This is a genomic window from Murimonas intestini, assembly GCF_024622195.1.
GTDB lineage: Bacteria > Bacillota > Clostridia > Lachnospirales > Lachnospiraceae > Murimonas > Murimonas intestini.
The window spans coordinates 149,426-162,318 of record NZ_JANKBI010000004.1 but is presented as its reverse complement, the minus strand read 5'-3'; the positions used below and the strand labels follow the sequence as shown (position 1 = coordinate 162,318).

Below are 12,893 nucleotides of genomic sequence, written 5' to 3'. Positions count from 1 at the left end.
CGCTTCGAGATGCACACAAAATGCTGTTTACAGCATTTTGGCGCTGCAACTCTCGGGATTTTCGTGCATTTTGCACGTAAACACCTCGCGGAACAGTAGAGGGCGGAACTGTAACTGGAGAGGAGCTTAAGATGCAGAAAATATTGATAGTGGAAGATGATGAGAAGCTCTGCAGGGAGCTGGAAGTATTTCTTGAGAAGAATGGGTACCAGACTGAGGGGCTTAAGCATTTTGACAATGTGGCTGAAGATATTTTAAGATCAAACAGCCACCTGGTCCTTCTGGACATTAACCTTCCCAGGACAGACGGAACATTCGTCTGCAGGGAGGTGCGCAGGACTTCTGATATTCCTGTCATTATGATCACCAGCAGGAATACGGAGCTGGACGAGCTGCTAAGCATGAACTGCGGGGCTGATGATTTTGTGACAAAGCCGTTCCACCCGCAGATACTGCTGGCCAGGATAGCGGCAGTGTTAAAAAGAGTCTACAAAGAGGCTCCGCAGCTGGAACAGATAGACTGCGGGAGCTTTATTCTGGATATCACGAAAGGGACAGTGACAGTAAAAGGTGCGGGAGCTGATGCGGGCGGCGCTGTTAAAGAAGGATGTGTAGAGCTTACGAAAAATGAACAGAAGATACTTCTCTGTCTGGCAAAAAAACGTCAGAGTATTGTGACAAGAGACGAGATCATCTCAAGCCTTTGGGACAGCGAGATGTTTGTGGATGACAATACCCTGACAGTAAATGTAAACCGTCTCCGGGCAAAGCTGGAGGAGACAGGCATAAAAGATGCCATCCTGACGAAGAGAGGACAGGGATACTTGCTGGTATGAGGTTCATTGATTATTTGAAAGACCACTTTGTCTATTTTTTGATTTTTCTGTTTGCTGTTTTTACTGTTGAGGTATTTGTACTTACTGATGGTGGCAGCCTGTGGGTAAGCGTTTATATTTTTATCGCTTTTTTTGGAGCGTATATCTTAGCACTCTTTGTGGATTTTCTCAGGAGAAAGCATTTTTATGATGTGGTATACAAGAGTCTTGAGGAGCTTGACAAGGCTTATCTGCTGCCTGAGGTGATGGAGGAAGCCAGATTCACAGAGGGAAGGATTTTAAAAGATATTCTGGAAACTACTGAAAAATCAATGGCAGAAAACGTGAACAGCTACAAATATAATAATGAAGAGTACAAAGATTATATAGAGATGTGGATACATGAGATAAAACTTCCCATTGCGGCTGGAAAACTGACAGCAGAGAATAATCCGGGTGAGGCTATGGAGAGTGTGAAGGAGGAGCTGGATAAAATTGAGAATTATACAGAAACGGCCCTCTATTATGCCAGAAGCTTCAGTGTGGAAAAAGATTATATTATCAAAAAAGTCAGTCTGCGAGAACTGGTTGGGGAAGTGATCATTAAAAATAAAAAGCCTCTTATATCCAGAAGGATAAAGGTAGATCTCCATGATCTGGATATTTCTGTATACAGTGACAGTAAATGGCTGCTTTTCATTTTGGGGCAGATAGTTGCCAACTGTATACAGTATGTGGAAGACGGAACAGGCGTGATTGAATTTTATGCCGCAGGGGGCCGGGAAGGCCATGCGCTGCATATAAAGGATAATGGGTGCGGCATTTCAGAGAATGATCTGCCCAGGGTATTTGAGAAAGGATTCACAGGAGCAAATGGCAGGGTAAGGAAGAGAGCGACTGGAATAGGTCTTTATCTCTCTAAAAAGCTCTGTTTAAAGCTTGGACATGACATAAAAATCTATTCCGGGGAAGGCAGGGGGACAGAGGTAGTGATCAGCTTTCCGGAAGGAAGTTTCTACAGCGTGATAGGGGGATAATAATGAAGAAATGTAGATGGTGCGGATATCAGAACAAGCCGGATGCTAAATTCTGTACGGCATGCGGAAGAAAGTTTGATCACAATAGAAGGCTGTATATCATCCTGGGGAGCGTTGTCATCTGCCTGGCGGTTATTGCCGTCCTGACTTTTACCGTACTGTGGAAGAGCAATAAAAAAAGAGAAGTAAAGGAACAGGCTCAGAAAGTGATAACAGAGTTTACCTTTGGAGAAATCTATGAGATCAATGATTATCTGTTTGCCGGTAAACTTGAGAATGGAATACTGCCGGAAGATGACGGAGAGGCATCAGGGCTCCGGGAGAGTATAGACCATGTTCTGGAAAAGTATTTTCTGTATGTTACTATAGAGCTGGGAAAAATCGATGAAAATACAGTCACATATTCCGTGACCGCGCCTGATATGTCAGGCTTTTTCCAGGACTGCATGGAGCATCAGGAAAATTACCGGAATGAGGGGATTGCAGATTATTTCCAGCAGTCGCTGGAAAAAGCTGCGCTGGCAGAGAAGGATGTGACCCTGGAATATACATATGAGGATAGTGTCTTTAAGGCTGATTATACATCGGAAGAATTTACGGATGCTGTTATGGGAGGTCTGGTGCAGGGATATCGTGCAAGTGTGGACAAATATGGAAGAGATGCTGTGACCAGGATGATATCAGGTAAAGAGACAGCGGCAGAAGGTGAGACGGCACAGAAGGATGAGACGGCAGCAGAAAGTGGGAGTGCAGCAGGGACAGAGGCACAGGCCGCCGCAGGTACGGAAATAAAGGCAGACGCATCGGAGTCAACTGCAGAACCGGAAACGGGAGGGGCGGAGAGTGCACCTGGGGAGCAGGCAGCAGAACAGCCGGCAGGCACAGCAATAGATCCTGCCTATGCAGAGATAATAGAGAAATATAAGACGGGAATCTCTCAGGGATGGGGAATACAGGAGTATGCAGCAGCGGGATTATGTTATCTGTTTGGGTACTACAGTGATACATCCCAGCCCGGATATACACTGCTGGATGTGAATAATGACGGTGTGGAGGAGCTGCTCATTGGGGAAGCTAATCTGCCGTCAGGTTATAAAGGAATGTTTTACGAGATGTATACAATAAACGAAGGACAGATCACACTTGTGGCTTCCAGCCAGGAGCGGAACCGCTATTATCTGTGTACAGGAAATGAGATCGGGAATGAGGGATCGGGAGGGGCGTTTAATTCCAATTATGCTTATTACAGATTGGAAGGAGGCGTGCTCTCTCTGATAGAAGCAGTGATATTTGATGGAATGTATGACCAGGACAGTCCTTGGTTTTATAGTATTACAGGCTTTACAGAGGACTGCTATACTCCCATCACAGAAGGGGAGGCGGACAGGATCAGACAGTCCCATGAATATGCTGATATAGCCTATACACCGCTGTCTGAGTTTGGAAATCAATGACGGGGATGTGCCGTGCAGGCTTAAATATATGGCGGAGCAGGTAAAAGGAATGCGTAAACACTTCAGTATAAAATTCAGGACAAAAACTTTTTTGGTATATATAATCATCATAATGCTTATCATGCTTTCATTCGCCGGGGGATCTTTGTATTATGTGACGCAGCAGCATTGGCGGGATTATTCCAGAAGTGTGGAGTATGAGTGTTCCTCTATCGCTGCAGACTTTTCTGCTATGTATGATGATGCGGAGCATCTGACCACCTTTCTTTTGTCAGACCCTGAAATACTCTCTGCCATACGTTACCTGAGCAGGGACGGAGAGACGCAGGATGATGCTGCACGGAATAAATATAAAAAGGTTATCAGAACAGCCCTGTACAGCTATTACATCACAAAATATTATTACCGTGTCAGCTACGTGAACCCAGGAGGTATCCTCGTTACAAGTGATCATAATACAAGTGATGTGCTGAAAGAGGAGGAAGTCAGGGAGCGGTGGAAGGCTAATTATGAGATAGATGAAAAAAAGAGCCTTCAGTTCCTGGGAAAATACCGTGATGTGTGGGATTCAGGAACCTCCCTGGATGTAGTGGGTTTTGTTAAAAGAATCTACGGGGATAATAAAGGATATTTTGAGATCCAGATCTCTATGGATGATTTTGCGGACCTGTTTAGGAGGAGTTTTTCTTATGATATGGATCTGACAGCTGTTTTTAACGGTGAGGTAGTCTATTCCGGGCTCGAGGACGGAGAAATGGAGGAACTTGGGCTTTCAGACATGGAAGACGGCGGGAGCAGGATAGTAAAAGGCAGGATGCTGACATGCAGTGAATTTAATATCAGCGGTGACAGGCTTACACTTTATGGAGTTCTGCCTCTGTGGGAGCTGGCAGGAGGTATAGGCGGGATTTATATAGGCATACTTTTGCTGATCCTGGTTCTGATCCTCCTGACATTTCTATTTCTATATTTTTATTCCAAAAAGCTTGTAGTCCCTATCAATTACTTAAAAGAGCAGATGGATAAGACAAGCATAGAAAACCTGGAAGAACTGGATACATTCCCAGAGGGGGCTGAGCTTGAAGAGATGATTGCTCTGAACAGGGGATACAACCGCCTGATCTGCCGTATCAGAGATGGCAGGATCAGGGAGAAGAAGCTTGAGGAGCTGCAGATGCAGACCAGCTTTGATGCTCTTCAGGCCCAGGTAAATCCACATTTTATTAATAATACGCTTAATGTGATCTCCTACAGGGGTACACTTCTGGAGGATGAGGAGATATGTGAAGTCTGCAATGACCTGTCCTCAATGCTTAAATTTTCCACAAATACGAAAAGACGGATCGTTACAGTAAGGGAAGAACTGGATTACGTGGAGTGCTATATGGAGCTGCTTAAGTACCGGCATCGTGATAAATTCCACTATGAGATACAGGTAGACCGTCAGATATACCAGAAGATGCTTCCCAAGATCGTGATACAGCAGCTGGTGGAAAACAGTGTGACACATGGCTATAGGACCCCATATGAGGTGATGGAGATAAAAATATCCGGGTGGCTCGCGGATGGAAGATGGTATATCAAAGTCTCTGATAACGGAGATGGTTTTGAAGAAAAAGTGCTGGCAGAAATAAGGGATGAGATGGAGCGTATCAGACATCAGATCCTGGAGGAGCACCAGATTCAGGGAATGGAGATCGGGGGCATGGGGCTGCTGAATATCTATTCCAGAATGCTGCTGATGCATAACACTAATTTTGAGATGGACTTTTACAACAGTGAAGATGGGGCTGAAGTCGTACTGTGTTCATCATGAAAGCAGATAAGACTCCCGCCTCTATAGGCGGTGAGTAAAAAACAAGTGGGCCTCGCAGCAAGAATGCCGGGGCATTCTTGAATAATGGGGGCAGAAGACACATACAGGCCGCGATTGGAGGAGATACTGGTGATTAATGTTTTTATTGCAGAGGATGAGGTCACAGCAAGAGAACAGATAAAGCTGCTGGTGGGGAAATTTCCGGCATTTCAGGTCATTGGTGAGGCAGGAGACGGAGATACAGCCAGTGAAATGATAAAAGAACTTCATCCTGACCTGCTTTTTACTGATATCCGCATGCCTGGCAAAAACGGGCTGGAGCTTTTGGCAGATGTCAGAGGAAATTGTCCGTTGGTGGAGCTTGTAGTGATAAGTGGGTATTCTGATTTCGAATATGCAAAAGGCGCTATTCAGAACGGATGCCTGGATTACCTGCTCAAGCCTGTCAGTCCCAGACAGTTTAGGGAGATGATGGAACGGCTGGAGGAGCTTATCGTGACAAAACAGATGAAGGAGCGCACAAGAATATTTGAGGACATTGTCACGGAAGAGAAGATAGATAAGATGCGTTTGAACAGGTTCTTTACGTTCCCCAGCTATCATATAGCACTTGTGAGAAAGCTCGGACTGCCCGGTTCCTGGGGAAAGAGCAGCAGAATCACCATAGCATCCGAGATGGAAGAGCTTAACTGTATCTATGGAAGAGACTGGCAGGAGGCCTTGTATCTGTGGCCTGAGGAGCTTCTGAGCATTCCTGCGTTTGAAAACAGGCAGCGGGAAAAGAATGCCGAAGAAGGGTACTGCACTGTGATCTCTTATATGTCAGGCATTAAAGTGGAAGAGATTCCCCAGAGGGTCAGAGAGATGTATAAGATATTGAACCAGAGGCTGGTGCTTGGAAAAAGCCAGTTCCTCCGTGCAGAAAGCCTGCCTGTTCCGGTATCAGATATAAAAGCTGACTTTGACAGGGCAAAAATAGAGAATTATATTCAGAGACAGGAGTGGAAATATGTAAACTTTGAAATTGAAAAGGTTCTGGGGCAATATGAGAAGTCCTGTTATCCTCTATATAAATTAGAGACTGCAGTGAACCATCTGCTGGCGGATCTTTCCAATTATTTCTCTGTTGAGTTGGACCACAGAGGGGATCTGGAGGAAACCTTTTGCTATGCTAAATCCATGGACGAACTGATAACGGTGCTGGAGGATTATATCAAGGAGGCATTCCAGAGAGGGAGTTTCAGCAATGAAAAGATTGACACAGAAGCTTACTTTGAAAAAGTCATCCAGCATGTCCAGGAGAATCTGAACAAGCCCATCACACTGCAGCAGCTCAGTGATTTTTTTGGAATGTCATCTTCTTATATGAGCAGGCTCTTTAAAAAGTATGCCCAGGTCCCGTTTAATGAATATCTGACGAGGACCAGGATCCAGAAAGCCTGTCAGCTGTTTAAAGAAAATCCTGACTGCCTGGTGAAAGATGCTGCAGGTATGGTAGGTATACCAGATCAGTTCTACTTTAGCAGGCTGTTCCGCAGTATAACGGGAGATACGCCCACGCAATATGCGAAAAAGCAGTTGCAGAAATTTCCATGAAACAGTTCATGTGAATCCATGTTCAAATACCGAAAACCTCCCTATAATAAGGTTATAAAAGACAGGGAGGTTTTTTTAATGAAGAAAATGATTATCACAGCAGTATTAACAGCAGCACTGGCTGCAGGCACTTTATTTGGAAGCAGTGTTCCGGCTGAGGCAGCGGGTACAGATTATTATGATGAGACAGTCACCTTAAGCCTTCTGGTAGACCAGGACTGGCTCAATACATATGAACCGGCTCTGCAGGCGCTTTCAGATGCAGCTCTGGAGAAATTTAATATTGAGATTGAGCTGGAGAATAAAACAAATGGATCCGATGGAGACAATATTGTAAAAACACGGCTGGCCGCAGGTGAGATGACAGATCTTCTCATTTTCAACTCTGGGGCACAGTTTACAGCTTTAAATCCAAATGAGTACTTTGTAGATATGACAGACAGCAGCTTTATGGAAAATGTAGATGAAAATTTTAAAGAGGCAGTTTCTGTGGACGGCAGGGTTTACGGCATTCCGGTAACAAGCAGCAACGTGGGAGGAATCGTATACAACAGGGAGATATATGAGGAGCTTGGGCTTGAAATCCCCAGGACCTGGGATGCATTTATGAGTAATGTAGAGGCATGTGAGGCAGCAGGTTATGTGGGAGTTCTGGGCAGCTGCTCGGATGCGTGGTCCTCACAGTATACACTTCTGGCAGATTACTATAATGTACAGGCTGAGAATCCACGGTTCGCAAGTGATTTTGAAGCGGGAAAGGCTAAATTTGCAAATACGCCCGCAGCTCTCAGGTCCTGGGAAAAGCTGAGCGATCTGGGCGGACATCTCAATGATGATTATATGGCAACTACAGTCACAGATGGTTTTGACAAGATGATGGAAGAAAATGCACCTGCTCATTTTCCTATGACGAGCCAGTTCTTCTCTTATATAGAAATGATGTATTCCAGAGAGGACGCAGATAAATTTGGTATTTTCCCAATTCCGGGGGATCAGGAGGAAGTAAATGGCTTTACTGTATGGATGCCTAACGGACTCTATGTGAACAAAGAAAGTGAGAACGCAGAGGCAGCCATGAAATTTGTGGAATTCTATGCATCTGAGGAAGGAATGGATATTTTTAAAGAAAATGCAAAAGCAGACGGACCCTATCTGATTAAAGGGGTTGATCTCCCGGAGGATTCTTATCAGGGAGTTCTGGAACTGCAGGCTTACTTTGATGAGGGCAGGACCAGCCTGGCACTGGAGTTCCAGACTGCTTTGAAAGGAGCCAGCTGTGACCAGATCTGTGTGGAGTGCATAAGCGGTTCTATGAGTGCAGAAGAGGCAGCCTCCGTATATGATGATGACTGTAAAAAGATGGCACAGCAGCTGGGACTTGAAGGCTGGGAATAGGCGGCATCCCACATGAAGAAAAAGACAAAAACAATTTATTCTGCCTGGTTTTTGGCTCCGGCTGTGATCATTTTTGGTTTATTATTCATCATCCCCACTGTCATATCTCTGTTTTTTAGTATGACAGTGTGGGACCTGTCCTCCTTCAGATGGGTGGGGCTGCAGAACTTCATTGATTTTTTCTCAGAGTATTCCCTGAGGATAGGAATTAAAAATACATTTATATATGCGGCTGCCACATGTGTGCTGAAGGTCGTCATAGGACTTTTATTTGCGGTCATCCTGACCTCTAAGATACGGACAAAAAATCTTGTGCGGTCCATCATCTTTTTTCCCAATCTGATCAGTACAGTTGCAGTGGGGATTATTTTCAGCGCGCTGATGCATCCTTCAAAGGGGCTCTTTAATGAAGTGCTGGGATTTCTGGGAATAGGCGGTATCAACTGGCTGGGAGACCGTTCCATAGCGCTGTATTCCGTGATCATGACAGATGTGTGGAAAGGGGTAGGCGTGGCAACGGTCATCTATATAGCAGGGATATCAGCTATACCTAAGGATTATTATGAGGCGGCATCCCTGGACGGCGCCACATCAGTGAAGCAGTTTTTCACTATCACTATTCCGCTTTGCCGCTCCTCCATAAACTCAGTTATAATACTTGCATTTATTGGAGGCATGAGGACATTTGACCTGATCTGGTCAATGACGGGCGGCGGTCCCGGATTTGCCACAGATACTATAGCGTCGGTCATATATAAACAATATGCAGCCGGATTCTATGGCCTGTCCACGGCCGGAAACGTGATCATGTTTCTGCTGATAGCAGTGATCGCATTTCCGCTGTTTAACTATCTGACCAGCAAGGAGGTGGAGGTTTGATGATAAAAAGAAAGGTAAAGCTGGCAGCAGCAGATATAATTGTTTTATTATCATCCCTGCTCATTTTTGGCACACCTCTGTATTTTCTTGTGATAAACTCCTTTAAAAGCCAGAAGGATGCAAGAGCTCTGAGTATAGCATGGCCGGAGACTTTCCACATAGGCGAAAACTTTTACGAAGCATTTTCCAACCAGAATTATCTCATCATACGCGCCTTTGGAAATAGTGTTCTGATTACTTTCTTTTCTGTGCTGGGGCTTATCTGCATCTGTGCCATGGCAGGTTATGTCATACAGAGAAGAAAGGACAGACTGAGTAAAATTGTGAACGGCTGTATTTTGACAGGACTCATGATCCCTCCGGCTATCCTGCCTACGATCTGGGTCATGCAGGGCATAGGGATCTATAAGACGATCTTTGGTATGGTACTTGTGGAGATCGCTCTTGGCATCCCGTTTACAACCATGCTGTTCCGCGGATATATGGGGTCTATCCCGCGGGAGATCGAGGAGGCTGCATTGATTGACGGCTGCGGGAAATTCAGGATATTTGCAGTTATCATAGCACCGCTTCTAAAGCCCATAGCGTCAACGGCAGTCATCCTGCAGGCGGTGACAGTTTTTAACGATTTTGTTAATCCGCTTTATTTCCTTCCAGGAAATAAAAATGCAACAATACAGCTCACTCTGTATAATTTTATGGGTAAGTTTTCAAATAAATATAATCTTTTATTTGCAGATATTATTTTAATAACAATTCCCATGCTGGTACTTTTCATTTTCTTTAATAAGAGGATAATAGACGGAATGGCGGCTGGCGCCGTAAAGGGTTAGATTATGTACAGAATTAATAAAATACACGGAAATGTATGGGTGATAGGAGAGGACATACGCCCTGATTTTACAAATTCTATGGTCCTGGTGGCGGGGAAGGAGTCAGCAGCCCTGATCGATACAGGCTGTGGTACAGGGAATTTAAAGGAAACAATCGCAGGGCTTACCAGCCTTCCTGTAACAGTGCTGACAACACATGTGCACTTAGACCATATAGGAGGCCATCCATACTTTGAGGATATTTATGCCTCAGAGAACGAAATGCGTGAGTGGATGGAAAAAGGACTTTGGAGAACAAGCGCGGCCGACCGCCTGGATTTTCTGAGGGCTGCGGCGGAAGGAAATAAAGAGCGGTTTGCCCGGCTTGAAGCAGAGATGCTCGTAGAAAGCCGTTTTACATGGAAACCGTTAAAAGACGGCATGGTATTTGATCTGGGCGGCATAAGCCTTGAGACCTGCATGGTACCAGGCCATACAAGGGAATCCTTCGTGTTTGTGAACAGGAGCCGTGAGGAAGCTTATGTGGGAGATTCCATAAATCCCATCCCCTGGCTGATTACAGAGGGCGGTGTCAGTGTCATGGAGTACGGCAGGTCAGTCAAAAAATTTGCAGAGCGTTATCCCATGGTAAGAAGACTGTACAGCGGACATTGTATGGATGATATTGGAATACAGACAATCAAAGATACACTCGATTGTGTAGATGAGATCCTGGCAGGGGCAGCTGATCCGGAAGTCAGCTGCTATGCGGGAAAGGCGTTCAGGCATGTATGCAGAAGCGTGGATATGCTATATGACAGGAATCACATATACGATTGAAAATGGTTAAAGAGTACAAAAAGCCCATTGCCGAAATATGAAACAGGAAATATGAAATCAGAGGAGGATAAATATGTATTGGGAAGAGCTGACAGCTGATGATTTTGCAGAAGCAGTAAAAAGCACAGGGGTCTGCGTGATACCAATGGGAGTAGTGGAAAAGCATGGAAGCCATCTGCCTCTTGGGACAGATATGATCATAGGGCGCACTATTGCGGAGATGGCCGCCAGGCTGGAACCCTTTGTGATCTTTCCATATTACTATTTTGGACAGATCAATGAGGCCAGGCATGTGCCGGGTACTATTGCTGTATCGCCTGAACTGCAGATGAAATTACTGCAGGAGGCAGTTGATGAGATCAGGAGGAATGGATTCAGGAAGATCGTACTTCTGGAATCACACGGCGGAAATATTAATTTTCTGGATTATTTTCTCCAGGCCCAGTTATATGAGAAAAGGGATTATACCTTGTATAAGATAGGAGTCTTCGACATTATTGAAGAATGCTGCCGGGATTTTGCACCCTCAGACGATGACGGCCATGCTGCCCGCACAGAGACAGAGCTGGTCATGGCATATCACCCTGAGCTGGTCCATATGGACAGAGTGAATGCCGCGGGAGCTGAAAACCTACACAGGCTGGATCACCTCCGGGGCGCATCCACACCTGTGAGCTGGTACTGTGACCACCCCACGCACCAGGACGGCAGCCCGTCAGGAGCCTGTCCTGAAATTGGAATAAAAAAATATGAGATTGCTGCGGCTTATGTAGCTGATGTGGTGAAAAGGATAAAAGCAGATGAGACAGCTCCTGAAATTATGAAGGAGTATTATGATGGGTGGGGGAGCTGGCTGTAGGAAAGGAATAAGATGCGCAGATAATAGGTATGAAGAACTATGCAGCAGGTCTGTGCATTAATTGTACAAACCTGCTGATCTTAAGAATCAGTCATGTTAAGAGCATTCCAGGCCGCCAGATAAGCATAAGTTATCCAGAACCCGTCACGTGAGAGTACCTGCCGGATGAGTGAGTCTGCCTGTTTAGCGCAGCCTGTATGGTAAAGATATTGGGCGGTTCCGTAACCAAGGATGGAAAATTGCATATCATCGGTTTCGGATCCAAGTTCATCCAGCAAAGTGCTTAAGCCAGCCTTTCCGGCGGCAAGTGCCGCTACGCGCTCATAGGCCGTATGATGTCCCGCCTGCATTCCTGTATGATAATGGTGAAGCAGCTTAGGGCTGGCATTTATATGCCATGAACTAAGTGTGTGCCAGAATATGACAGCAATTCCCATTTCATCATCGCAGAGGGGATAGCAGACAGAGAATTCCCGTATGGCTTCATGATAGTCACCTGCCAGATAGCAGCTTATTCCCAGCCGGTAGGATATATCCATTGGGTCTAAGCCCAGAGCTCTGCACTGCAGAAGGTCTTTCACGGCATTTAGGGGCTGCAGTGTAGAAATATAGCGGGCGGCCCGCTGTCTGTAGGCAGCAGGACTTTCAGGCTTAAGAGCGATTGCGCGTGTATAAATTTCAATTGCCTCCAGATACCGGAGCTGCCAGCAGAGTGCCTTTGCAAGCCCCAGTAATTCCTCATAGCTTTCGGCAGTTCGAAGCATGGTGATCTCGGGGGTATCCGCGATCCGGCAGGATGCACCGCCCAGCTGGCTTTTTGCAGACGCATGTACATCTGCAAAAAATTCTCCCATTAATAAATCCTCCGGTACGGTTTATAGCATTCTTCACAGAAATATTCGCCGTTCACCAGATGTATATGGCTTTCGGCTGTCCGTTCCCCGCATTCTTTACAGGTATAATTTTTGAAAATGCGTGCCTGCTCAGGCTCATGTTCGGGGGCAGCGTTGCAGTTGAACATGTCATGGAAGTCTCCTTCCATCAGCCATTTCAGGCGCTCATCCCTGTTCTTCTCCGGAGTTTCACGCAGTACCAGTCTTACAGATTTTCCGTTTTTACGATTATAAAAGGAATAGGCTTGTTTACCGCGCAGCTTTAACAGAAGGTTGCCTTTTCCTAAAGTACAGCCAAGCAGTACCTGAATGGCATCCACACTGCAGGCATCACATTCCGCAATACACACGAGTTCTTCATCCTCTGCCCTTCCGGCTTCAAGCAGTTCCATTGCGTACATGCTGACTTGATATCCGATGGCCAGCCCGCCGCAGGAATGTCCATGAAAAGAAACACACTTTTCCCATAAATCTTTCTTCATATTTTTCGCTCCGTT

General features: G+C 45.6%; 12 protein-coding genes. 10 read left to right on the top strand and 2 right to left on the bottom strand.

Annotated elements, in window-relative coordinates; genetic code table 11:
- The first annotated feature begins 131 nt into the window (after positions 1-131).
- The 10 genes from NSB28_RS08580 to NSB28_RS08535 all read left to right on the top strand — a co-directional run bounded on the left by NSB28_RS08580 (position 132) and on the right by NSB28_RS08535 (position 11,503).
- Positions 132-836 carry a response regulator transcription factor gene (locus tag NSB28_RS08580; RefSeq protein WP_109626508.1) on the top strand — a complete coding sequence of 235 codons (705 nt, stop codon included), beginning with the start codon at positions 132-134 and terminating at the stop codon, positions 834-836.
- Complete coding sequence (locus tag NSB28_RS08575) at positions 833-1,852, top strand: sensor histidine kinase (protein ID WP_109626507.1); 1,020 nt, start codon at positions 833-835, stop codon at positions 1,850-1,852. The genes NSB28_RS08580 and NSB28_RS08575 overlap by 4 nt, the downstream gene beginning before the upstream one ends.
- Before the next feature lie 2 nt (positions 1,853-1,854).
- On the top strand, positions 1,855-3,306 hold the full coding sequence (locus NSB28_RS08570; protein ID WP_109626506.1) for a zinc ribbon domain-containing protein: 1,452 nt from the start codon (positions 1,855-1,857) through the stop codon (positions 3,304-3,306).
- Positions 3,307-3,397: 91 nt separating this feature from the next.
- Positions 3,398-5,122, top strand: coding sequence for a sensor histidine kinase (locus NSB28_RS08565; protein WP_187374309.1), 1,725 nt, complete (start codon positions 3,398-3,400; stop codon positions 5,120-5,122).
- A 129-nt stretch (positions 5,123-5,251) separates the two neighbouring features.
- Positions 5,252-6,718, top strand: a complete 1,467-nt coding sequence (locus tag NSB28_RS08560; protein WP_257497650.1) for a response regulator transcription factor — start codon at positions 5,252-5,254, stop codon at positions 6,716-6,718.
- 78 nt (positions 6,719-6,796) lie between these two features.
- The gene (locus NSB28_RS08555; RefSeq protein ID WP_257497651.1) at positions 6,797-8,113 is read left to right on the top strand and encodes an ABC transporter substrate-binding protein; all 1,317 of its coding nucleotides are present in this window, start codon (positions 6,797-6,799) and stop codon (positions 8,111-8,113) included.
- Positions 8,114-8,125: 12 nt separating this feature from the next.
- Positions 8,126-8,992, top strand: coding sequence for a carbohydrate ABC transporter permease (locus NSB28_RS08550; protein WP_109626502.1), 867 nt, complete (start codon positions 8,126-8,128; stop codon positions 8,990-8,992).
- Complete coding sequence (locus NSB28_RS08545; RefSeq protein WP_109626501.1) at positions 8,992-9,825, top strand: carbohydrate ABC transporter permease; 834 nt, start codon at positions 8,992-8,994, stop codon at positions 9,823-9,825. Before NSB28_RS08550 ends, NSB28_RS08545 begins: the two co-directional genes overlap by 1 nt.
- Before the next feature lie 3 nt (positions 9,826-9,828).
- A complete protein-coding gene (locus tag NSB28_RS08540) occupies positions 9,829-10,644 on the top strand; it encodes an MBL fold metallo-hydrolase (protein ID WP_109626500.1) in 816 nt (271 codons plus the stop codon).
- Positions 10,645-10,717: 73 nt separating this feature from the next.
- Positions 10,718-11,503 (top strand): creatininase family protein, encoded by a 786-nt coding sequence (locus tag NSB28_RS08535; protein WP_109626499.1) that lies wholly within the window; start codon positions 10,718-10,720, stop codon positions 11,501-11,503.
- A gap of 80 nt (positions 11,504-11,583) precedes the next feature.
- Here NSB28_RS08535 and NSB28_RS08530 read toward each other — a convergent pair whose 3' ends face one another.
- Both NSB28_RS08530 and NSB28_RS08525 read right to left on the bottom strand, forming a co-directional pair.
- Positions 11,584-12,357 carry a tetratricopeptide repeat protein gene (locus NSB28_RS08530; protein ID WP_109626498.1) on the bottom strand — a complete coding sequence of 258 codons (774 nt, stop codon included), beginning with the start codon at positions 12,355-12,357 and terminating at the stop codon, positions 11,584-11,586.
- Positions 12,357-12,878 carry an FmdE family protein gene (locus NSB28_RS08525; protein ID WP_109626497.1) on the bottom strand — a complete coding sequence of 174 codons (522 nt, stop codon included), beginning with the start codon at positions 12,876-12,878 and terminating at the stop codon, positions 12,357-12,359. The genes NSB28_RS08530 and NSB28_RS08525 overlap by 1 nt, the downstream gene beginning before the upstream one ends.
- Positions 12,879-12,893 lie beyond the last annotated feature (15 nt).

What these genes read in the sequence shown, in the direction of transcription:
- NSB28_RS08530 (WP_109626498.1), bottom strand. Translation starts at nt 12,357, where the DNA reads ATGGGAGAATTTTTTGCAGATGTACATGCGTCTGCAAAAAGCCAGCTG.
- NSB28_RS08545 (WP_109626501.1), top strand. Translation starts at nt 8,992, where the DNA reads ATGATAAAAAGAAAGGTAAAGCTGGCAGCAGCAGATATAATTGTTTTA.
- NSB28_RS08550 (WP_109626502.1), top strand. Translation starts at nt 8,126, where the DNA reads ATGAAGAAAAAGACAAAAACAATTTATTCTGCCTGGTTTTTGGCTCCG.
- NSB28_RS08570 (WP_109626506.1), top strand. Translation starts at nt 1,855, where the DNA reads ATGAAGAAATGTAGATGGTGCGGATATCAGAACAAGCCGGATGCTAAA.
- NSB28_RS08540 (WP_109626500.1), top strand. Translation starts at nt 9,829, where the DNA reads ATGTACAGAATTAATAAAATACACGGAAATGTATGGGTGATAGGAGAG.
- NSB28_RS08525 (WP_109626497.1), bottom strand. Translation starts at nt 12,878, where the DNA reads ATGAAGAAAGATTTATGGGAAAAGTGTGTTTCTTTTCATGGACATTCC.
- NSB28_RS08580 (WP_109626508.1), top strand. Translation starts at nt 132, where the DNA reads ATGCAGAAAATATTGATAGTGGAAGATGATGAGAAGCTCTGCAGGGAG.
- NSB28_RS08535 (WP_109626499.1), top strand. Translation starts at nt 10,718, where the DNA reads ATGTATTGGGAAGAGCTGACAGCTGATGATTTTGCAGAAGCAGTAAAA.
- NSB28_RS08555 (WP_257497651.1), top strand. Translation starts at nt 6,797, where the DNA reads ATGAAGAAAATGATTATCACAGCAGTATTAACAGCAGCACTGGCTGCA.
- NSB28_RS08575 (WP_109626507.1), top strand. Translation starts at nt 833, where the DNA reads ATGAGGTTCATTGATTATTTGAAAGACCACTTTGTCTATTTTTTGATT.